Annotated in this window: 14 protein-coding genes; 9 read left to right on the top strand and 5 right to left on the bottom strand. The window is 49.5% G+C overall.

Annotated features, from left to right (window positions below; translation table 11 throughout):
- Positions 1 to 121: 121 nt before the first annotated feature.
- The 3 genes from H6F51_03250 to H6F51_03240 form a co-directional block, all read right to left on the bottom strand.
- Positions 122 to 574, bottom strand: a complete 453-nt coding sequence (locus H6F51_03250) for a GNAT family N-acetyltransferase (protein ID MBD1821528.1) — start codon at positions 572 to 574, stop codon at positions 122 to 124.
- A 41-nt stretch (positions 575 to 615) separates the two neighbouring features.
- A complete protein-coding gene (locus tag H6F51_03245; protein ID MBD1821527.1) occupies positions 616 to 1,356 on the bottom strand; it encodes a pentapeptide repeat-containing protein in 741 nt (246 codons plus the stop codon).
- A gap of 110 nt (positions 1,357 to 1,466) precedes the next feature.
- Complete coding sequence (locus tag H6F51_03240; GenBank protein MBD1821526.1) at positions 1,467 to 2,285, bottom strand: ABC transporter permease; 819 nt, start codon at positions 2,283 to 2,285, stop codon at positions 1,467 to 1,469.
- A gap of 121 nt (positions 2,286 to 2,406) precedes the next feature.
- On the opposite strand from H6F51_03240, the gene H6F51_03235 reads away from it, so the two are divergent.
- Genes H6F51_03235 through H6F51_03225 form a run of 3 tightly spaced genes read left to right on the top strand, consistent with a single transcriptional unit; the run spans position 2,407 to position 4,336 of the window.
- Complete coding sequence (locus tag H6F51_03235) at positions 2,407 to 3,111, top strand: hypothetical protein (GenBank protein ID MBD1821525.1); 705 nt, start codon at positions 2,407 to 2,409, stop codon at positions 3,109 to 3,111.
- Positions 3,112 to 3,143: 32 nt separating this feature from the next.
- On the top strand, positions 3,144 to 3,740 hold the full coding sequence (locus H6F51_03230; GenBank protein MBD1821524.1) for a DUF3172 domain-containing protein: 597 nt from the start codon (positions 3,144 to 3,146) through the stop codon (positions 3,738 to 3,740).
- 2 nt (positions 3,741 to 3,742) lie between these two features.
- Positions 3,743 to 4,336, top strand: coding sequence for a Uma2 family endonuclease (locus tag H6F51_03225; protein MBD1821523.1), 594 nt, complete (start codon positions 3,743 to 3,745; stop codon positions 4,334 to 4,336).
- A gap of 112 nt (positions 4,337 to 4,448) precedes the next feature.
- Here the strand turns inward: H6F51_03225 and sppA are convergent, their stop codons facing one another.
- On the bottom strand, positions 4,449 to 6,251 hold the full coding sequence (gene sppA, locus H6F51_03220) for a signal peptide peptidase SppA (protein MBD1821522.1): 1,803 nt from the start codon (positions 6,249 to 6,251) through the stop codon (positions 4,449 to 4,451).
- Between the two features lie 158 nt (positions 6,252 to 6,409).
- Between sppA and H6F51_03215 the strand changes: the two genes are divergently transcribed.
- Positions 6,410 to 8,788: an endonuclease MutS2 gene (locus H6F51_03215; protein MBD1821521.1), complete on the top strand. Its 2,379-nt coding sequence runs from the start codon at positions 6,410 to 6,412 to the stop codon at positions 8,786 to 8,788.
- A 663-nt stretch (positions 8,789 to 9,451) separates the two neighbouring features.
- The gene (locus H6F51_03210) at positions 9,452 to 13,831 is read left to right on the top strand and encodes a DUF4347 domain-containing protein (protein ID MBD1821520.1); all 4,380 of its coding nucleotides are present in this window, start codon (positions 9,452 to 9,454) and stop codon (positions 13,829 to 13,831) included.
- Positions 13,832 to 13,972: 141 nt separating this feature from the next.
- Here the strand turns inward: H6F51_03210 and ilvN are convergent, their stop codons facing one another.
- A complete protein-coding gene (gene ilvN, locus H6F51_03205; protein ID MBD1821519.1) occupies positions 13,973 to 14,491 on the bottom strand; it encodes an acetolactate synthase small subunit in 519 nt (172 codons plus the stop codon).
- A gap of 238 nt (positions 14,492 to 14,729) precedes the next feature.
- Here ilvN and H6F51_03200 point away from each other — a divergent pair, with 238 nt between their 5' ends.
- The 4 genes from H6F51_03200 (at position 14,730) to H6F51_03185 (ending at position 22,663) form a co-directional block, all read left to right on the top strand.
- Entirely contained in the window at positions 14,730 to 15,107 is a 378-nt protein-coding gene (locus tag H6F51_03200) for a phospholipid-binding protein (GenBank protein ID MBD1821518.1), read from the top strand.
- A gap of 202 nt (positions 15,108 to 15,309) precedes the next feature.
- Positions 15,310 to 16,227 carry a histone deacetylase gene (locus tag H6F51_03195; protein ID MBD1821517.1) on the top strand — a complete coding sequence of 306 codons (918 nt, stop codon included), beginning with the start codon at positions 15,310 to 15,312 and terminating at the stop codon, positions 16,225 to 16,227.
- A gap of 86 nt (positions 16,228 to 16,313) precedes the next feature.
- Positions 16,314 to 17,177: a M48 family metallopeptidase gene (locus H6F51_03190; protein ID MBD1821516.1), complete on the top strand. Its 864-nt coding sequence runs from the start codon at positions 16,314 to 16,316 to the stop codon at positions 17,175 to 17,177.
- 107 nt (positions 17,178 to 17,284) lie between these two features.
- Positions 17,285 to 22,663 carry an AAA family ATPase gene (locus H6F51_03185; GenBank protein ID MBD1821515.1) on the top strand — a complete coding sequence of 1,793 codons (5,379 nt, stop codon included), beginning with the start codon at positions 17,285 to 17,287 and terminating at the stop codon, positions 22,661 to 22,663.
- Positions 22,664 to 22,674: the final 11 nt, after the last annotated feature.

Genomic DNA, 22,674 nt, shown 5'->3' with positions numbered 1-22,674 from the left:
GTTGGAGATCGATCAAAAGAGTCTGTAGGCTTTCCTTGATGAAATACCATTTGCCACCCCGACGAATCCAGTCGCCAGATCGACGATCGGTTCGTGTGACGGAACAACTCTCCCGACGGATTTATATGGGCTGACCGATAGGTAAGTAACACAATCGAATCTGCAAGCTCGTGTACAGTAAAGTCTTGGCATGAATCTGCGGTGCTTCCGTCTCTAACGGCAACATCGCCAGTGTATCATCGCGACTATATGAAGCTCCCGATCGACCAAATTCTCTAAAATCAGGAGCAAGTAACTGTGCGAGACGTTCTCGATCACTCCGGCACTGCGGCTGATGAAGCTCACACTCCAATTCGCGCAGTGTGGACAGCAATGATGTTGCAGGATTAACCCATTTCATGGGTGTCCCCCAGATTCCATGTTTGAAAAAGCGATCGCCAATTTGCGTAAATCCTACTTTTTGGTAAAACCCAATTGCTGCCTCAGCAGCATTAACCGTGACTTCATTAAAAGGATGGGCACATTGAAGGAAAAGCTCTCTACCGATAAAGTTAGAGCGATCGTCCACCTCGATTAAATCTCATCCCAACTAAGAATCCTTGCGCTCTTACGGCGTCATCGCTGTTTAATATTGTCCGAAGTATTGATTAGAGATCTTTGAAGAAAGGCAGTTTCTAAATTCGCGCCAATCAGATTCGCACGGGTGAGATTTGCGCCGTGTAAGTGTGCCTCACGCAGATTTGAAAACGATAAAGTCGCACCTTCCAAATTTGCGCCGTTTAGCTTTGCTGCCCGAAGATTAATCCCACTTAAATCAATCCCTCGCAGATCGACTCCATTGAGAAACGCCTCCGCTAGATTTGCTTCGCTCAAGAACGCATTTTGAAGTATTGCACCGCTCAGTTTTGCGCCTTGTAGATTTGCCCAGTTGAGGTTTGCGCCCTGAAGATTGGCGCTGCGGAGATTCGTATTAAGCAGTTTTGCCCCACAAAGATTGGCATGTTCTAACACTGCACCGCGTAAATTGGCGTGACTCAAATCGGCACCACTGAGGCGCGATCGCGAAAAATCCGACCTCACCAGAAATGCGCCGTTGAGGTGCGCTTTAGTGAAATCTGTCTCGATCAGATTCCCTTCATTCAGCTTGACAAAGCGAAGATCTGCCCAATTCAGAAATGCACCCCGCAGATTTGCTTTCATCAGGAACGCTCGATTCAAATTTGCACCTGTTAGATTGGCATTGCTGAGATTAATATCGACGAGTGTGACATTGCTCAGATCGGCATTGCTCAAATCAACCCCAGAGAAATCTCGATCGCCCCATTCGTACCGCCGTAGTAGCTCCTGAACTTCCATGATTCAGCCCCTCCTATGCTCACAGTCTAAGCGTTGCTGCAAGGGTTATAGAGCGTTCGTTCTAGATTGAGCATCGAAAGTAATGGAGTGAAATACAGCGATATGAAAGTTTAATCTTGCAGGTGTGAGAACTGATAGGCACCCACCGCCGAAAGTCCGATCGCCATCACCAGCAAAACCGGAATCACAAACCAGGGAAATTGCGCGATCGGTAAATAGGCTGCCGCTCTTAAGCCTAAACTTGTATAGGTTAGCGGTAATAGATAAACGATCGCTTTTAACGCTGCGGGTAATGTTGCTGCATCGAAAAATGTTCCACCCAGAAACGACATCGGCACAATCACGAAGTTGTTATAAATGCCAACACCTTCTAGTGACTTCACATTCAAGCCCACAATCACACCCAGTCCTGCAAATACAGCACAGTTCAGAGCCAGAACCAGCAAAAACAATGGGTTCAGAAAGCTCCAAACTTTGCCTGTAAATAGGATTGCCACTAGAATCACTGACCCAGCCGTCAGTAGGCCGCGCACAATTCCCGCTAGCACCTTACCCAGATGCACCGCCAACGGATGCACCGGAACCAGCAAAATTTCCTCAAACGTCTTTGTGAACAAGCGATCGCCGCAAATCGAAAAGGTCGTGCCGCCAAAACTAATCACCATCGACGAAAGCGCCACCATTCCCGGCAAAATAAACTGCAAATAGTTATCTCCTGCGCTCGGTTTGGTTACGCTGTCGAGCGAACTACCCAATCCCAGCCCAAATGCCAAAATATAAATTAACGGCGACACCAAGCCCGAAGCCGCAATTTGAACCAGCCGTATCCGCAGATCCAGCCAATCCCCCCAAAATACCGTTAGGCTATCTTGCCACAACGTAGGTAGCGAAGAAGTAGACAGCGAAGAACGACGCAGAGAAGAACGCATATATAGAAAACTTTACAATGCTAATTATTGTGACATCAACGACGCACTCTAATCTCTACCCGGATGGCAAGATCGCGATCGAATTCGCCACAATAAACTAATAAAGTCTGGAGATCTTGCGGTGAGTTTACTGCTGGTTTTTCTATTTATGGGTCTAATCGCATATCTATATTTGCAGTACCAGAATTATCAGATTCGGACGATCCGCAATAGTGATGTCGTGATTGTCAAAGGAGCCGAAGACCGCTACCCGAACTTGCCGTTGGGAAACTTTGCTGTGCCACATCGGTTTCGCGCTCCCGATCGCGTTCAAGTCGTGTTTCCCACCATCACCGACGCAGGCGATGTCGAATATATTTACTCCTGGCACAGCTTAAGCTCGGTTACCCCCGTCATCCTGTCGCGCACCGATCGTCAAAACAAAATCCGCGTCATGGCAGAACTCGCGCCGATTATGAAAGAGCATTTGAAACTGGAATTCGATACGATCGCGCTCGAAAAGCAGTTTGAGAAGATTAACAAAATTGCGAAATTAGTTGCGGTTTCTGATTTTTATTCGTCGCAGTTAGAAATCTACGAAAAAGCGATCGATGAAACTAATAAGCTCATTAAGAAAGTCGATGAACTCAGCGAAGTCTACGTCCGCATCGTGCGAGAAACCTTAATTGGAACAAGAATTGCAGACTTCAATCCAGACCTACTGCTCGATCTGCACGTTCCTCTCGATGCCCAATACGAGCGCGTCAAAGCAGAATATCAATTCATGAAAGACACCACCCAAGCGTATTATGACCTCCTGAAAGAAAGCCAAGGCTTGAGCCGCTAGAATAGAATCCAACCCTTCTCAATTTCTCACTTATGAAGCGCAGACCCCGCAACAATTCCTACAACGATCGCTACAACGACTACGATCGAGACGATGAATATCTGCCCCCTGAACCCAAGCGAGGAAAACCTGTGAACAATAACAATCCTTCATGGTTTAACGCCACCGTAATTGCGGTGCTTGCAGGCATTTTCGTCTTAGGGATTGGTGTCGGAATTGCCTTCAGCGCTGCGACTCCAACCAACCCAACTAGCGTAGTCACAAACCTTCAAATCGACCAGCAAGCCCCCAACCCCGAAATCTGTATCCAAAACGGGGCCAGCGCGATGGCGGTGAGTACCCGCCTTTATGTAACGCTCAATCCCTTCAAGGTCTTTGTGGCACAAGCGGGAATGGAACCTGCCTGCATCATCAGACGCGCCAACTGGTCAGTGCTAGAACAGCGCAAACTGCTGACTGCCGAGCAAAGCCGTGAATGTCGTCAGAAGATGAATACCTTTGGCTACATCGGCAATCTCGACAACAAAGATAAAGTGACGATCGATTGCGTCTACCAGAGCGATAACGCTAAGAACCTCTTTTTAGGTGGCGCTTCCACCCCGACCCTCGGTAACGACGATCAGTTCTAACCATGACGCAAACCCCGCTAAAAATCACAACACCGGATCAGCACATTGTTGTGCCTGGAACGTGGGAGCAGTTCAAATCCATCCAAAAGGGATTTGAACACTCACGCGGGGTTCGTCTGTTTTATTACGACGGAACGATCGAGCTAATCATGCCTGGACGCGATCACGAAATTTTTGGACATATCATCGGCTGTTTGGTCACACTCTTTCTGGCACAGAAGGGGATCTTTTTTCAGCCGACAGGGGCGATGACCCAAGAGCAAGAAGGAACCGCATCCGCTCAAGCCGATCAATCTTACTGTTTAGGGCACGTTAAGCCGATTCCTGATTTATCGATTGAAGTGGTCTTCACGAGCGGTGGCGCAAACAAGCTCAAACGCTATCAGGCGCTTGGTGTCGCAGAAGTTTGGTTCTGGCAAGATGGGGTACTGCGCTTTTATCACCTTGGCACGGATGGCTATGAGCGGTGCGATCGTAGTCAGTTTGAGGAACTCGCAGATCTTGATATTGACTTGTTGAGGCGCTGTATTTTGATGGCTGAAACGGACGCGGGTGAAGCAGTTCGGGTCTTTCAGCAAGCAATGCGCGATCGCTAATCTCCCAATGATGGACGTGAATATGACAATTCTGAATAAGAGTCGTCAAAGCGCTAGGTGCGCTGCGGAGTGGGGGCGGCGATCGCGTTTCCTTAGCAGATCCAGTAGAGCCTCATCGAATCGACAAATCAAACGGCATCCGTAGATAGATGTCATGCGGATCGTTCAGCGATTTTAGGCTCTCTAACTGCGTCTGAAGTTTCTTCACCTCGCTCGTGAGTGGATCGATCGCAGGTTCATTCACCATCGCTCCCGTCAGCGTTTCGATCAAGCGTTCTTCAAACGATCGAGGTTTTGGGTATTCGTCAATTTGCCAATCGTTCCCCAGTTTTGCGCGTTCTGCCGCCGCTCGAATCGCATCTTCAAGTCCACCGATTTGATCGACAAGACCGATCGATTTAGCCTGATTGCCTGACCAGACCCGACCTTGAGCAATCTCCGCAACTTTGGATTTCTCTAGCTTGCGCGACTTCGCGACTTTGGTCAAAAACTGGTCATAGATGCGGTCGACTGAGGTTTGAATAATCTTTAGCTCTTCTGGTGATTTCGGGCGTGAAATCGTGCGGCTATCCGCAAAGCGAGCAGTTTTTACCACATCCCAATTAAAGCCATTTTGATTTGCAATTTGCTGAATGTTGGGCAGCCCGCCGAATACACCGATCGAGCCTGTGATCGTGGTGGGTTCTGCAAAGATTTGGCTGGCATAGGTTGAAATCCAATAGCCACCGGATGCCGCAACATTGCCCATCGACACAATCACAGGTTTTTTCTGATTGGTCAGAATGGCTTCTCGCTGAATAATTTCTGAAGCGGTCGCACTTCCGCCAGGACTATTAACTCTCAAGACAACGGCTTTCACATCATCATCAAATCGCAAATCCCGCAGTTGTTTCGCTAAACGATCGCCGCCAATTTGCCCAGCCCCCCCTTGACCATTGACGATTTGACCTTCGGCATAGACGACTGCGATTTGATTTCGGCTCGTTTTCGAGTCGCGCTTGTTTTCCGCGACTTGAGCATAGGTTTTTAAGCTCACCTGCCGAAATGATTTGGTGTCGTCATCTTGTCCCGTGAGCTTTTTCAACTCCGCAGTCATTTCATCAGCGTAGGCAACTCGATCGACCAGTTTTGCTTTCACTGCATCCTGTGGCTCAACTTGCCCAGATCGATCGGCGATCGCTTGCAGTTGCTTAGGAGCAAGGCTTCTAGATTTACCTGTAGTGCTGAGAAACTCCGTCCAAATATCTGAGAGTAATTTGCGCGTTTGTTCTCGATCGGCAGCGCTTCGACGGTTTTGTAAAAAGGGTTCGACCGCAGACTTGAACTTTCCGACTCGCGTCACTTGAAATCCAATGCCAAATTTCTGTAAGGCTCTAGCAAAATAAAGTCCTTCAGAACTGAGTCCATTCAGTTCGACACTGCCGACTGGATTCACCGCGATCGTATCGGCGATCGAACCGAGATAATATTCGCGCTCTTGCCAATCGACATCGTAAGCAAAGATCTTTTTGCCGCTTGCTTTGAAGCGCTCTAAAGCTTGGCGGACTTCCCGCAGCGTCGCGTAACCTGTGTCGCTACTTCCATTGCTACCACTGAGATAAATTCCGACAATTCGACTATCTTTGGCGGCTTCGTCGATCGAGTCGAGTACCGATCTCAAGCTCACCGTATTCGGGCGAGTTCCAGAAATTGCATCGTTTAACACTTCACGGGTGCTAGAACTTGCAGGCGCATCTGTGATCGTTTGTGCCATATCGAAGACGAGCACCGACTTATCTCGAACCGTGGGAGTTGTGTCGCGGCTTGCTAGCATCGAGAGTGAGATCAGCAGCAGCAAAAGACCACCCACACTCACGCCCAGGAAAATGAACAGCGCAAGCAATGTGGCGAGGGTCTGTTTGAGAAAGTCACGCATATCTTTAGAGAAGCATCGGAAATGTCGCCACTCTATGCTACATCTCTTTTTAAGAATCAGAAGATTACGGAATCAAGTTATCAAAGCCCCTGGAGCCGCGATCGTTCAATCAGAACCTTCTAGAATAAAGAAGTGCAGCCTTCTCTTGATTCCTAACCTTGATTCAAACTGAGACTTTAGAACTATTGGAATGGTCGCGCCTGTGTCAGCATCTGGCGACCTTTGCTTCGACAAAATTAGGAGCGATCGCGCTTCGGGCGCTCAAAATTCCGACCACTCAAGCTGAAACCGAACGTCTACTCGCTCAAACTGAAGAAGTTTACACTCTAGAATCGCAGCTCGCAAACGGATTGAGCTTCGAGGGCATTGAGGACATTGGAGATGCGCTGGAAAGAGCCGCACTCAATGGAATTCTTTCAGGCGTGGAACTGTTGTCGATCGCAACGACGCTTTCGGGTGCCAGGACGCTCAGGCGCACGATCGACAGTCAAGACGATTTTCCGATTCTGACTGAATTAGTGGCAGAACTCCGGACTTATCCAGAAATCGAGCAGGAGATTTATCGCTGCATTAATGATGATGGGAAAGTGAGCGAACGTGCCAGCCCGAAGCTCGCAGAGATTCGATCGCAACAAAAACAAGTGCGCGATCGCGTGTACGAAATGCTGCAACGAACCATGCAGCGACAAGCCAGTGCGGTTCAGGAACAAGTAATCACCCAGCGCGATGGGCGATTTGTAATTCCTGTGAAGGCAACGCACAAAGATGTGATCTCTGGCATTGTGCATGATGTGTCGATGAGTGGTGCAACGTTATATGTGGAACCGCATCCGACTGTGCCGCTCAATAATCAACTGCGTCAACTCCTGCGACAAGAACAAACCGAAGAAGAAGCGGTTCGACGCGCCTTGACAGAACAAGTTGCGATCGCCAAAGATGACCTCGAACGGTTACTCGCAATCTGTACCGCACTCGATTTAGCTGCCGCTCGATCGCGCTATAGCTATTGGCTAAAAGCAAACCCGCCGCGATTTACCAACGAAGCGATCGTGCTGCGACAGTTAAGACATCCTTTGCTTGTGTGGCAGCAGCAGCAAGAACAAGGTCGATCGGTGATTCCGGTTGACTTAGTGATTCAGCCGCAAATCCGGGTGGTAGCGATTACCGGACCTAACACAGGCGGAAAAACCGTCACGCTCAAAACAATGGGCTTAGCCATGTTGATGGCGAAAGCTGGCTTGTTTGTCCCGGCGCGTGAACCTGTTGAACTACCCTGGTTCGAGCAAGTTCTAGCCGATATCGGTGACGAACAATCCCTAGAACAAAGCCTTTCTACCTTCTCCGGACACATTCGCCGCATTAGCCGCATTATCGAAGCCTTAACAGAATCTTCAAACTCACTCGTTTTACTCGATGAAGTGGGAGCCGGAACCGATCCAACCGAAGGTAGCGCACTCGCGATCGCGCTGCTGAACTACCTCGCTGACCACGCAAAGCTATCGATCGCCACCACGCACTTCGGCGAACTCAAAGCGCTCAAATACGAAGATGATCGCTTTGAAAATGCTTCGGTTGAGTTCGATGATGTCTCCCTTTCTCCGACTTATCGATTGCTCTGGGGCATTCCCGGACGATCGAACGCCTTAACGATCGCTCGGCGGTTGGGCATGAAGCCAGAGATTATTGAGTCTGCTCAAACCCAAGTCGGGGGCGCAGCCGAAGATGTCAACCAAGTGATCGCAGGACTCGAATCGCAGCGCCGCGCTCAAGAAACCAAAGCCAAAGAAGCCGCACAGCTCTTGCAGCAAGCCGAACGCTTCTACGCAGAAGTCTCAGCAAAAGCGGCAAGCCTGCGCGATCGAGAACGCGACTTACAGCAAGCTCAAGAACGCGCCGTTCAAGACGCAATCGCCCAAGCGAAAGGTGAAATCGCTAAAGTGATTCGCAATCTTCAAAAAGGCAGCGCGACGGCTCAAGAGGCTCAGCAGGCGACAGAATCGCTCAATCACTTAGCTCAGAAGCATCTGCCCTCTCGCCAGCAACCGCAAAAACCGAAACCCGGATATCGTCCCCAAATCGGCGATCGCGTCCGCATTCCCCGCTTGGGTCAAACCGCCGAAGTGCTGGAACTTGCAGGCGACGATGAATTAGTCGTGCGGTTTGGCTTGATGAAGATGATGCTTCCGATCGGCGACATCGAATCACTCACCGGTGAAAAAGTCGCCAAACCCGAACCGAAGCCCGAACCGAAACCAAAAGCCGCTCCGCCTCCCCCGCCTGCCGCTCCTACCCCGGTCATTCGCACCGATCGCAATACCTTCGATATTCGCGGCAGTCGTGTCGCCGATGCCGAGATCGTGCTCGATAAAGCGATCTCAGAAGCGCAAACTCCGATCTGGATTATTCACGGACATGGAACAGGCAAGCTGCGGCAGGGTGTCCACGAGTTTCTCAAACGTCACCCACGGGTCGATCGCTTTGAACTCGCCGATCGCGCTGATGGCGGAAGCGGAGTCACGATCGCCTACCCGATCTAAGTAGTCAGCTTTTACTTTAAACCGGGAGTCTGTGTAATTTCTCGGTTTCTTCATGTCGATCGATTTTTCTTGATGCTTTCATCATGAAGATAAGATATGGCGGTCATAGATTAGCAAAACCAGGCATCTCAGGCGATATCGCTTCGCACTGACTACTTGTAATTCTTACAAAACAGAATATCCTCTTGAAATTTCGTTAAAGTCACGTATAAGCACTTAAGTATTTTCCGAAACAATGTTAGTTTCGAGGGGCGCAAATATCAAAACAATCCTACAAACCAGCATTTCGTGATGCACTGAGCGAGTCTAGCTTCGCCAGCAGGATTTGAGACAGCGGCACATTAGAGCCGACTCTCCCACGCGAATTGATCTCTTGTAGATCAGTTCACGCATTTTCTGTGGGTCTCACGCGCATCGAACACCATAGCCATCTAGACCTGAAATCTAGCGCTGTAGTGTTCAACATACTCGATTGACCGCTCCTGATACTCGATTGATTCATCTTGTTCTCGTCGCGACCCGCCTTATGTGTGTGTAGGTTGCAAAGCCGCTCGAATGAGTTGGCTGAGTTTTACCTGCCTGAATTTAGGTAACGAGCATCGCGATCGCGCTCTCGTGCCGGGTCGGGCCCGCCAGTCCTGTCGTTTTCACGTATGAAGCGAAATGCAGAGTTCTTCTAATTCGTCAAATCTCTTAGACTTAAGTTATCCTCAATCTCCTAGTGGTTCCCCGTTCGACTCCGCCAATCTGGAAACGGCGCGATCGAGTTCGTCGAATCGCTTGGTATTCATCGATTCAGCCGTTGAAAATGCTCAGAGTCTCGCTGCCAGCGTAATCAGTGGGACACAGGTCGTATTGCTCAATGCCAACACAGACGGAATCGACCAAATCAGCGGAGTCCTCGCTGGATATCAAAACTTAGATAGTGTTCACATCCTCTCTCACGGCAGCATTAGCAGTATTGAACTCGGCAAGGCGGCTCTTGACCTCGGTACGATCTCTAGCTACAGCGACAAGCTGAGAAGTTGGTCAAATGCTCTGTCTACCGATGCAGATATCCTGCTGTACGGTTGTAATGTTGCAGATGGCAATACTTCGCTGATTACAGTTCTAAGCGAACTCACTGGGGCTGATGTTGCTGCTTCAGCAGATGCAACTGGAAGTGCAGATCGCGGTGGGAACTGGATACTTGAAACGTCCACCTCGACGATCGAGGCGGCTTTACCGTTTGATTCTAATTTACTCGCTCAGTACACAGGCATTCTTGCGGATGGTAACGGACTGCAGGGTGAGTACTTCGACAACATCGACTTCACCAATCGCATCCTGACGCGCACTGATGCCACGGTGAACTTTGACTGGGCACAAGGCTCACCCGCTGCAGGCATCGGAGATGACACTTTCTCAGTCCGCTGGACGGGTCAGGTGCTCGCACCTACATCTGGAACCTATCAATTCTTCACCACCACTGATGATGGAGTCCGCCTGTTTGTCAATGACCAGCTCGTAATCAACAGCTTCGTAGATCAGCCCCCGACGGAACGTACAGGGTCGATCGCGCTAGTTGCAGGACAGCGCTACGACATCCGCATGGAGTATTTCGAGAATGGCTATGATGCCTCGGCGCTCCTCGGTTGGTCAGGGCCAGGCATTACGAAGCAAATCATTCCACAGTCTCAACTGTTTAGCTCTACCACAACAACCCCCACACCTCCAACTCCTCCAACCACTGGCACCGGTAACGGTCTACTGGGCGAATACTTCGACAACATCGACTTCACCAATCGCATCCTGACGCGCACTGATACCACAGTGAACTTTGACTGGGGACAAGGCTCACCCGCGACTGGCATTGCCTCTGATACTTTCTCAGTCCGCTGGACGGGTCAGGTGCTCGCACCTACATCTGGAACCTATCAATTCTTCACCACCACTGATGATGGAGTCCGCCTGTTTGTCAACAATCAACTGGTGATCAACAGCTTTGCGGATCAGCCAGCGACAGAGCGTACAGGGTCGATCGCGCTAGTTGCAGGACAGCGCTACGACATCCGCATGGAGTATTTCGAGAATAGCATTGCGGCTGCAGCGTTCCTCGGCTGGTCAGGGCCAGGCATTACGAAGCAAATCATTCCGCAGTCTCAACTGTTTAGCACTGCTCCCACCACTCCAACTCCTCCGCCCACCACTCCAACTCCTCCGCCCGCTGGCACCGGTAATGGTCTACTGGGCGAATACTTCGACAACGTCGACTTCACCAACCGCATCCTGACGCGCACTGATACCACAGTGAACTTTGACTGGTCACAAGGCTCACCCGCCGCAGGCATCGGAGATGACACTTTCTCGGTACGTTGGACAGGTCAGGTGCTCGCACCCACGTCTGGAACCTATCAATTCTTCACCACCACTGATGATGGAGTCCGCCTGTTTGTCAACAATCAACTGGTGATCAACAGCTTTGCGGATCAGTCAGTGACAGAGCGTACAGGGTCGATCGCGCTAGTTGCAGGACAGCGCTACGACATCCGCATGGAGTATTTCGAGAATCGCGGTGCGGCGGCGGCGTTCCTCGGTTGGTCAGTACCTGGCTTTACACAGCAAATCATTCCACAGTCTCAACTGTTTAGCTCTACTACTACAACCCCCACACCTCCGCCCACCACTCCAACTCCTCCGCCCACTGGCACCGGCAACGGTTTACGAGGCGAATACTTCGACAACATCGACTTCACAGCCTTCAAATTTGCTCGGACTGATGCCAACATTAACTTTAACTGGGCAGAAAGTTCACCTGATCCCAACATTGCTCCTGACACCTTCTCAGTCCGTTGGACGGGTCAAGTTCAGCCTCTTCACAACGATACATACACCTTCTTCACCACCACTGATGATGGGGTACGGCTGTCTGTGAATGGTCAACTCATTATCGACAGCTTTGCGGATCAATCCGCAACTGAGCGCACCGGCACGATCGCGCTTCAAGCCGGACAGCGCTATGACATTGTGATGGAGTATTTCGAGAACGGCTACGATGCAGTCGCACAGCTCGGCTGGTTTAGCGCCAATCAAGCCCGTCAAATCATTCCGCAATCGCAGCTTTACAGCAATGTCTTCTCGACCAATCCCGGTACACTCGTCATCGGAACGAACAGCGTCACCGTGAACGAAGATGCCGGAACCGTTTCGATCCGTATCGATCGAGTCAGCGGTAGCGATGGGGTCGCAACGGTGCGCTACACCACCGGAGAAGCGAGCGCCAGAGCGGGAACAGACTTCACTGCCACCGCAGGTCAACTCACGTTTGCAGCGGGAGAAACCAGCAAAACGGTAACCATCCCGATTCTCAATGACAACATTGAAGAAGGCAGCGAAAGTTTCGGCTTTGGGTTAGGAGAAACTTCGGGCGCAGCACTGGGGATTAACCGCACCTCGCTGATTACGATCATTGATAATGACGCGCCGACTAGCTATACATTTAGCGCGGCGGTCTTCAACGAAAACGAAAACGCGGGAACGGCAACCATCACCGTTCAGCGCAGTGGGTCTACCTCGACGGCTGGCAGCATTAGCTACGCTACCAGCAATGGGACTGCAACGGCTGGCTCAGATTACACTGCAACGGCTGGCACGCTCTCCTTTGCACCAGGTGAAACCAGTAAGACCTTCACAATCGCAATCCGCGATGATGGTGACAGCGAACGCAACGAAACCGTCAATCTCACCCTGAGCAATCCGTTCTCCGGCAGCTTGGGCACTCAGGGCACCGCAACTCTGTCGATCGCAGATAACGACTTCGGCAACGTCGATCGTCAAACCGTGATTTCAGGACTCTTGCAGCCGACCGCATTCGATTGGACACCGGGCGGTGAATATATGTTCGTCGCTCAGAAGAATGGTGTCGTCCGCGTGGCTCGCAATGGGGTGCTGCAACAAACCCCAGCCGTTGATATTTCCGATATTGTCAACAGTCCCCGCGATCGTGGCTTGCTCGGTCTCGCCGTACATCCAGAGTTCTTCAATGGCAGCCCGTATGTTTATTTGATGTACTCGTATGATCCGCCCGAAACCCGCAGATCAGGCTTTGTCCCTGAATTAGAGCGACCGGATGCAGTGGGCAACCGGACAGCACGGTTAGGACGATTTACGGCAACCATCAACAACGGAGTCGTATCGATCGATCGGCGCAGCGAAGAAGTCATCTTAGGTCGAAATAGCGTTTGGCAGTACATCAGCAATCCGGGCGATAACGGCACCAACAACTTCTTTATCCCGGAATCAGGTCGAGATGCAAATGGCAACTACGTTCAGGATTTCCTGATTATCGATAGTGAATCGCATACAGTTGGCACAGTGAGATTTGGCAATGATGGTTACTTGTATGTGAGTAACGGCGACGGTGCTTCCTACAATGATGTCGATCCACGAGCCTTCCGCAGCTTAACGCTCGACAACTTGTCCGGTAAGATTCTGCGGATTGATCCGATTACAGGAGCTGCGCCATCCTCGAATCCATTCTTTGATGGCAATGCCCAAAGTAATCGATCGAAGATCTGGCAGTATGGCTTGCGAAATCCGTTCCGCTTCACGATTAACCCGACCAATGGACAAACCTACATTGGCGATGTCGGCTGGGCGCAATGGGAGGAAGTCAACACCGGACGAGGCGGCGAGAACTTTGGCTGGGTGGCGTATGAAGGCCCTGACAGAGCAGGTGGCTATGATAGACTCCCCAGCGTTCAAGCGTTCATGGCGAATGGCGGGGGTGAGACGGTGACAAATCCGCTTTATTCGTACCGACACTATGGTGGCGGTGGTAACGCCATCAACGTTGGCGACTTCTACAACGGTAACTTGATCATCACGGACATGAGTAAGGGAACAGTCGATGCGCTGTCCTTTGATTCATCGGGTGCAGTGGTGGATCAGCGACGATTTGCTGAGTTCATGTTTGGCTTGGGACAAATCAGAACGGGTGCTGACGGTAACCTGTACTATGCAAGCTTGGTATCAGGTGAAGTCGGTCGCTGGATTCCGGTGTAGTAGTGATGTAAGTCTGCGGCAGGTCTGTCGCAGGCTTGACCTCGCTTGATCCCAGACAACAAAGCAGGGCTAGATCTCTCCAGCCCTGCTTTGTTGATTGCTCTTTTTTGTTGATTGCTTTTGTTGATTGCCCTTTCGGATTTACACTTTCGCTTCGAGCGATTTGAGAAATTCTGTATTCACGCCAGATTCGCGGCTGAGCGCGATTTTGCCAGTGCGGGCAATCTCGCGCAGCCCAAATTTTTGTAATACCTGCACGATCGCCACTATTTTTCCGGGATCGCCAACGACCTCTAACGTGAGTGAATCTTCTGCCACATCCACCACTCGCGCCCGGAAAATTTGCGCCAGTTCGACGATTTCCGATCGCGTCGAACTGCCTGCATTCACCTTCAGCAGCATGAGTTCGCGTTCAACACAGGGAACTTCTGTGATGTCTTGAACTTTAATCACATTGATCAGCTTATAAAGCTGCTTGGTCAACTGTTCGATCACGCGATCGTCTCCCGGCACCACCATCGTGATCCGCGAAACGCCGATTTGCTCAGCCGGACCCACAGCCAGACTTTCAATATTAAATCCGCGTCGGGCGAACAATCCTGCGATCCGAGTCAGAACTCCGGCTTCATCTTCTACCAAAACCGAGAGCGTATGCTTCATTGCTGTATTCCTAGTAACATTTAGTTCCTTCTATCGTGCGACATTGGTTCGGTCTTGTCCAGCCAGAAGTCGAAGAATTTCCGAAAAAATCTGAGTTAGAAAATTTTTGTCGATACAGCAGAAATTAGTTGAATTGCGTTCTGTATTCCGCTGCAATCCTTCTCTGGAGCGATGAATATTGCAGTGGCTCGATCGTTCAATTCCACTGTGTATCGTGATATTTGGAGTCAGAATTGTTATGGGTTGGTTACAAAGACTTTTTGGCATGGAGAAGCCTCAGAATCCGGAGCAAGCGGTCAGCGGTCAGCCTGCGCCAGACGCAGCAGCTTCTGCGCCTCCAGAGGCTCAAGTCTCTCCCGGAGACACGATTCCACCAGAGCGAGTTGGTTTGAATGGCGAGTATGATCAAAGCGGTTTGGCGAAGCGGGTCGCTTTGGCGTTTGATCAAGATAGTCAGCTAGATGATATCAATACGCTTTGGGTGGCGCAGTTGGGAACGACTGTGGTGTTAAAAGGCAGTGTTCCAAGCCAGGATGTGTTGAACAAAATGGTGAGCGTTGCAAATAACGTCAATGGTGCAACGGCAGTGGATACAAACCAGGTTCAAGTGGGTTAATTGATGCGTTGAATCAAGAAGACCTCCAGCTCTCGACCGCTGGAGGTTTTTTCATGTGGGGTGGAGCGTAGGGAGTGGGGAGCGGGGTGTCTCCTACTCCTTTTAGCGTTCACAGCTCAAACCGGATCGCTATAGAGGCTAAGCCGATCGCTCTTCTAAGATTGCTATATTAAAATCTTGCTCTCCATTTCCGATCGCGCCTATGTTCCCGGTGATCTATTCCGATGAGTTTCTGCTGCATGATACGGGCGATTTTCATCCTGAAAATGCTGGACGGTTGACTGCGATTCGGGCTGCGCTTAAATCTGCACCTTGGGCAAATCAACTCGAATGGAAATCGCCCACTCCCGTTGAAGCTCGATCGCCCCTGCCCCTAATGCAGTTGATTCACGATCGCCGCTATCTTGAGCAAGTTCGACTCTTGGCGAATCGGGGTGGCGGCTATATTGATGGCGATACGATCATCTGTCCGCGCAGTTTTGAAGTAGCGATGCTGGCGGTCAATGCTTGGATTGATGGAGTAGAAACTGCGATCGCATCTGGTGAACCCTGTTTTGTAATAGCGCGTCCACCCGGACATCACGCCGTTGCGGATGAAGGAATGGGATTTTGTTTATTTAGCAATGCTGCGATCGCCGCTTATGCTGCTTTGGCACAGGGACTAGAGCGCGTCTGTATTCTCGATTGGGATGTGCATCACGGGAATGGCACACAAGCGATCGTTGAAACCAATCCCAAAATCCGGTTTTGTTCGCTGCATGAGTCACCGCAATATCCGGGTACAGGTCATTCTTCAGAAACAGGCTTACATCAGAATGCCCTGAATTTGCCGATCGCACCCGGAAGCACGATCGAAGACTATCAACCGCTGTTTGAGCAAAAAGTGATTCCATTTCTCAGTGAGTTTCAGCCAGATCTACTGATTATCAGTGCGGGGTATGATGCAAATCATGCTGATCCATTGTCAGGAATTTCGCTGAAACCAGAGGACTACCAATTGTTTACGCAATATTGCTTGGGAGTTACCCGACGAATTGTGTTTGGCTTAGAGGGCGGATATGACTATCCCACATTAGGACGATCGGTTGTGGCAACGATCGGGGCTTGTTTGCAATCATAGAGGAACGCCCCCCCTACTGTTTTGACAGGGATGACGGCGGAATCGCTATACTGAATCAGCAACAGTCTGTATTCTCACGGTGGCTTATGTCCTTTCCCAAGTCAACGCTCATCGGGCTAAAAGCCGACCAGTTCCGCCATCCCCTCGATCTCGAAGCAACGAACGCCCTGAAGCAGTTGCCAGGACTGGATCTTGCAATCCGCACATTATTAGGCCCGGTAGCAGAGCAATTCTTTTACCTAGAAAATATCGCCTCCAGCATTCTCGTGAGCGAACAGCAGTTGCCGGATCTGCACAAGCTCTTGATCGAAGCCAGCCGCATTCTCGATCTCGAAGCACCTCAGCTTTACGTGCGTCAGCATCCTGTTCCCAACGCCTACACCTTCGCCATGCGGGGCAGGCAGCCGTTTATCGTGATGCACACTTCGCTAATCGAATTGCTCACGCCCGAAGAAATTCAAGCCGTGATTGCTCACGAACTCGGACATCTTAAGTGTGATCACAGTGTCTATCTGACACTTGCCAATGTACTAGTCCTCGCAGCCGGTCAGCTACCTTTCCCGATCGGCGGTGTGATTACCCAAGGCTTGCAGGCTCAAATCATGAATTGGGTACGCTGTGCCGAATTTACCTGCGATCGTGCCGCCCTGCTCGCCACTCAAGATCCAAGAATCACAATGTCAGTGATGATGAAGCTCACAGGCGGATCACCCAGTTTGGTGAAGCAATTAAACCTAGATGCGTTCATCGCTCAAGCTCGTGCCTACGACGATATCAGCAAAACCGAGATGGGAGAAATGCTCAAACAACTGCAAACTGTACAGTTGTCGCACCCCGTTCCGGTTTTAAGAGCGCGAGAAATCGATCGCTGGGCAAGCTCGCAAGAATACCAGTCCTTGATTGCTGAGCGAACCAAAGAAGCAAGTAGAGGCGGATGGCGTAATTGGTAGAGCACTTCGCTCATTCTTCAATTGAAGAAATTGAAGGAGTTAAGGAGTCGTTGCTTTGGTTGAATTCGTGGGCAGTCTAAACCCATTGAGACTGAAGCAAGTGCGAAATGTTACCTGTACTTCCTGGATACCAACTGAACGAAAAGATCTACGAAAGTACAAAAACTGTCGTATATCGAGGATATCGATCGCGCGATCAGCATCCTGTTGCTATTAAGTTTCTCAAAGGTCAGTATCCGACATCCAGAGAACTGGCAATCTTTCGCAAGCAGTTTACCCTATCGGAGCGGCTCAATTTGCCCGGAGTCGTTCGCTCTTACTGTATCGAGAATTATGGAACTGCTTTAGCACTGGTGCTAGAGGATTTTGGTGCAGTTTCACTCAAGCAATATTACGAACACCATGCACCGAGCTTAAGCGAGTTTTTGGCGATCGCGATCCAAGTCGCACAAATTCTCGCTCAACTGCATCAACACAACATCATTCATAAAGATATTAAACCGGCAAATCTATTAATCAATTCAGAAACCAAACAAGTTAAAATTACTGACTTTAGCATTGCAACAGTTCTGCAAGCAGAAACCCAGTCTCTAATCAATCCAGCTCGCCTAGAAGGAACACTAGCTTATCTATCTCCAGAGCAAACCGGGCGAATGAATCGAGAAATCGACTATCGCACTGATTTCTATTCGCTTGGAGTCACGTTCTATCAACTTCTAACACAGCGTCTACCTTTTGAGTCGCATGATCCGTTAGAACTGGTCTATTGTCACTTAGCAAGACAGCCAATCTCACCCACTGAGCTAAATTTTGACGTGCCAGAAATGCTGTCTGCGATCGTGCTGAAGCTAATGGCAAAAACCGCAGAAGATCGATATCAAAGCGCGATTGGTCTGAAACATGATTTAGAACGCTGTCAGCAACAGTACGAACAAGACGGGAAAATCGAAGCATTTGTGTTGGCGCAGCAGGATTTATGCGATCGATTTCAGATTCCTGCAAAGCTTTATGGACGCAACCGAGAAGTTAAAACGCTGCTTGAAGCCTTCGATCGCGTTGCAGTGCCACAGAGGGCAAGCGGTGAGTTCTTGCTGGTCACGGGATATTCCGGCATTGGTAAATCTTCGCTAGTACAGGAAGTGTACAAGCCGATCGTGCAGCGGCGCGGCTATTTTATCTCCGGTAAGTTCGATCAGTTGCAGCGCAACATTCCGTATTCTGCAATCGTGGTCGCATTCCAATCGCTGATGCGGCAACTGCTCAGCGAACCTGAAACAGAATTACAGCGCTGGCGCGAACAGCTACTTGCTGCATTAGGAACACAGGCGCAAGTGATCATCGACGTGATTCCAGAACTTGAATGGATAATTGATGCTCAGCCTGCAGTTGCCGTTCTCCCACCGACTGAAGCCCAAAATCGCTTCGATCGTCTATTTCAAAACTTTATTCGGGTCTTTTGCCAGCCTGCCCATCCGTTTGTGATTTTCCTTGACGATCTTCAGTGGGCAGACTCCGCAACTCTGCGACTGATCAAGCTAATGCTCACCAATGAGCAAACGCAGCATTTCTTTTTAATCGGAGCATACCGAGACAATGAGGTAGATGCTGCTCATCCGCTGATGATGTTGTGTACAGAACTGCAATCGGCAAACGTGAACCTCCAGTCGATCGTGCTCACTCCCCTAAACACAGAGCAGGTTGCTGAGTTGATCTCTGATACCATGCAGTGTTCGATCGATGCGGTGCAATCGCTCACTGAGTTAGTGATGCAGAAGACCGAGGGCAATCCATTTTTTATCAATGAATTACTCAAAACACTGCATCAAGAAAAGCTGCTTTCATTTGATGTCGATCGTAGAAGTTGGCACTGGGAGATCGAGCAAATTCAGGCGATCGACTTTACCGATAACATTGTTGAATTATTAATCCGTAAGCTCAAAAAGTTACCGAATGACACTCAGCAAGTTCTTCAGCTTGCAGCCTGCATCGGTAATCAATTTGACCTGAAAACGCTTGCACTGATTCACCCAAGCTCTGAAGTAGAGCTAACTCAATTGCTGAGTCATGCAGTCGATTTTGGCATGATTGCTCCCACCTCTGCGTCTGAAATTGACCCTGCAACAACTCATCTAACCTACTTAAACTATCGGTTCTTGCACGATCGCATTCAGCAAGCGGCTTACGCTCTGATTAGCAACCCGCAAAAACAATCGGTTCATCTGCAAATTGGGCGATTGCTGTACGAAAAATCGCCTGTTGAGCGACGCAATGATCTGATTTTTGAATTAACAGAGCATTTCAACATTGGACAAGCTTTAATTACGGCTCCGCAAGAACGGCTTGAACTTGCAAACCTAAATTTACAAGCTGGGTACAAAGCAAAGCAGGCAACTGCTTACAGTGCAGCACAACAATACTTCACAAGCGCCAGAACCATCTTAGGTGATGCTTGGTCGGAGCAGTATGAGTTAATGCTGAGCTTGCATAGGGAGCAGGCGGAAGTTGAGTATCTATTAGGCAACTTTGAGGCAGCGCAAGATCTCATCGATCGTAGTCTGATCCATGTCAAATCTGCACTAGAGCAAGCAGAACTGTACAAACTTTTGATTGTTGTCTACACGCTGAAAACCCAGTATCAAGCTGCGATCGTCGCTGGGCAGAAGGCACTCGATCTCCTAGACATCGCATTTCCAGAAACTGATCTAGAAGCCGTTCTAGAAGTAGAGCTTACCCAAGCAAAGCTACTCCTGAGTGGTAGAAAGATTTCTGAGATTCTCAACGGCAAAGAGATGAGCGTTCCAGAGCAAAAAACTGCCGCAAAGCTACTGGTTGCGCTTGGTGCGCCCACGTATTTCTCGAATCATGTCCTCTGGATGATTGTCGTGATGAAGCTGGTCAATCTCTCATTGAAGTATGGGCAGCTTCCAGAATCGACCTATGGGTATTCAGAGTATGGCTTAATTCTTGGAGCAATGCTGGGAGAATATCAATCGGGCTATGAATTTGGGCAGCTCAGCTTAAACCTCGCCGAGCGCTTCAAGGATCAAGCCGAGAAGTGCAAAGTCTGTGTTGTGATTGGTGGATCAGTGAACCATTGGGTGCGCCCTTTGAAAGAAGATGCAGTCATATTCATGAAAGGCTATCAAGCAGGACTGGAATCCGGAGAACTTCAATTTGCGGGCTATAACATTGCTCATCAGATGGTCAATTGTTTTTATCAAGGGATTGATTTAGAGAGCTTGAGCCTAAAGCTTCCTGACTATCATAAGTTTGTACAGCAGACGCAAAATCAGCTAGCTCAAGAGATGTTATCTGCTTGTCAGCTTACCATTCAGACGCTTCAGGGAAACTTGTCGGCTCTAAAGGAGAGCCAGTTCTTAGAAGACTGTCGATCGCACTCCAGTTTCTCAGCCATCTGCTTTTATCAAATCTTCAAAGCACAAGTTCTCTACCTGTTCGATCATCCAAGTGAGGCTTTAGACTGTATTCAAGCCGCGAAACCCTTGCTGCAATACATTCCAGGCTGCATCTCACTGGCTGCTTTTAATTTCTATCATTCCTTAATCTTATCTGCTCTATATCCCAAAGCCGACTCCAGCACGCAAAAACAACTCTGGCAAGAACTATCGAACAATCAGCAGCAGATGAAAGTCTGGGCAGAGCATTGCCCTGAAAACTTCCTGCATCAGTATCAACTCATCGAAGCAGAAATCGCACGGCTCTCCGGCGATCGCAGCAGCGCGATCACTCTCTACGATCAAGCGCTCGCCCAAGCTACTCTCAGCGAATTCACACCCAATATCGCTTTAATCAATGAGCAAGCTGCCAAGTTTTGGATTGCAGATGGCAAAGAAAAGATTGCTCAAGCATTCTTGCTCGAAGCCTACTATCTTTATCGAGCTTGGGGAGCGACCGAGAAGCTTGTACAGTTAGAGCGCAACTATCCGCAACTCTCAAAATTCATCTACACCACTGATGCTACCCCAACCGAGCAGACCTTCTCGGCTTCCCATCTCTCTTCAAGTAGTACCGACACCTCCCAACTTCTTGATCTCGCGACGATTCTAAAAGCTTCCGAGGTGATTTCACAAGCAATTCAGCTTGATAAACTGCTCGAAACGCTGATTCGAGTGGTGATGGAGAATGCAGGAGCGCAAATCGGAGTAATTTTGCTGCGAGATGAAGATCGCTTCGCAGATCAAGAACAGACTCGTTGGCGCGTTGTAGCGCAAGGCATCAGCGATCGCTCTGGAATTACGCTGATCCGATCGCTGCCAATCTTGCTAGAGGAAGCCGTTCCGGTTCCGCTCATTCACTATGTTGCTCGCACTCAAGAAAAGCAGTTAATTCACGATGCGACAAACGATGCAACGTTTGCAACGGATGCCTACATCCTCAAGCACCGACCCAAATCAATTTTGTGTTTTCCTGTGCAGTATCAAAATCAGTTAATCGGCATCTTTTACCTGGAGCATCGCCAGTTAACTCATGCGTTCACGCGCGATCGCTGGAAAGTCCTATCGTTGTTGTCTACTCAAATGGCCATTGCCATTTCTAACGCCACCTTATACCAAAATCTGCAAATTGCTGAAGCACGAGAGCGCGATCGTGCCTCGCAACTCGAACAGTCCCTGATCCAACTTCAGCAGACTCAAACTCAACTCATCCAAACGGAAAAAATCTCTAGCTTGGGACAACTGGTCGCGGGAGTTGCTCATGAGGTCAATAATCCAGTTGGCTTTATCTCCGGCAATCTCAAATATGCCACTCAGTATGTCGATGAGCTGATCGGGCTAGTTCGCAAATATCAGGAAATTTACCCGAATTCTCACGCTGAGATCGCGGAGTTGATCGATCAGATGGATTTAGAATTTGTCGCCGAAGATCTGCCCAAGATGATTGATTCAATGAAGCTGGGAATTGAGCGAATTCGGGACATTATGCACTCACTCCGCAGCTATTCGCGCAGCGATAGCACCGAGAAACAGCCTGCGGATTTACACAAAGGATTAGATTCAACGCTGATGATTCTGTCGCATCGTCTGAAAGCGAGTTCCGATCGTCCCGCGATCCAAATCATCAAACAGTATGAACCCCTTCCCGAAGTACGCTGCTTTGCGGCTCAACTCAACCAAGTCTTTATGAATCTGCTGGCAAACGCGATCGATGCTTTGGAAGACTCCAGCCAAGGGAAACAATATGCAGAGATTGAAAAAGCTCCGAATACGATTACGATCGCAACTCACATAGAAGAAAACAACGCTATCATTCGGATTTCAGACAATGGTGCAGGAATGTCGCCAGAAGTGCAGCAACATTTGTTTGAAGCCTTTTTTACTACCAAACCAGAAGGCAAAGGAACCGGATTAGGTCTTTCAATTTGTTATCAAATTGTGGTGGAAAAGCATGGTGGTTCATTGACCTTTAACTCGCAACCCGACAAAGGCACCGAGTTCAAAATCTCAATTCCGATAGCATTCATCTAAAAACTGCACGA

The sequence above is a fragment of the Cyanobacteria bacterium FACHB-DQ100 genome, assembly GCA_014695195.1.
In the GTDB taxonomy this organism is placed as follows: domain Bacteria; phylum Cyanobacteriota; class Cyanobacteriia; order Leptolyngbyales; family Leptolyngbyaceae; genus Leptolyngbya.
Note: the sequence above shows the minus strand (reverse complement) of the source record. Positions and strands in the feature narration are given on the sequence as shown.

Coding starts and splice junctions, on each gene's coding strand:
- H6F51_03210 (MBD1821520.1), top strand. CDS start 9,452: ATGCAGAGTTCTTCTAATTCGTCAAATCTCTTAGACTTAAGTTATCCT.
- ilvN (MBD1821519.1), bottom strand. CDS start 14,491: ATGAAGCATACGCTCTCGGTTTTGGTAGAAGATGAAGCCGGAGTTCTG.
- H6F51_03230 (MBD1821524.1), top strand. CDS start 3,144: ATGAAGCGCAGACCCCGCAACAATTCCTACAACGATCGCTACAACGAC.
- H6F51_03225 (MBD1821523.1), top strand. CDS start 3,743: ATGACGCAAACCCCGCTAAAAATCACAACACCGGATCAGCACATTGTT.
- H6F51_03190 (MBD1821516.1), top strand. CDS start 16,314: ATGTCCTTTCCCAAGTCAACGCTCATCGGGCTAAAAGCCGACCAGTTC.
- H6F51_03195 (MBD1821517.1), top strand. CDS start 15,310: ATGTTCCCGGTGATCTATTCCGATGAGTTTCTGCTGCATGATACGGGC.
- H6F51_03245 (MBD1821527.1), bottom strand. CDS start 1,356: ATGGAAGTTCAGGAGCTACTACGGCGGTACGAATGGGGCGATCGAGAT.
- sppA (MBD1821522.1), bottom strand. CDS start 6,251: ATGCGTGACTTTCTCAAACAGACCCTCGCCACATTGCTTGCGCTGTTC.
- H6F51_03185 (MBD1821515.1), top strand. CDS start 17,285: ATGTTACCTGTACTTCCTGGATACCAACTGAACGAAAAGATCTACGAA.
- H6F51_03200 (MBD1821518.1), top strand. CDS start 14,730: ATGGGTTGGTTACAAAGACTTTTTGGCATGGAGAAGCCTCAGAATCCG.
- H6F51_03240 (MBD1821526.1), bottom strand. CDS start 2,285: ATGCGTTCTTCTCTGCGTCGTTCTTCGCTGTCTACTTCTTCGCTACCT.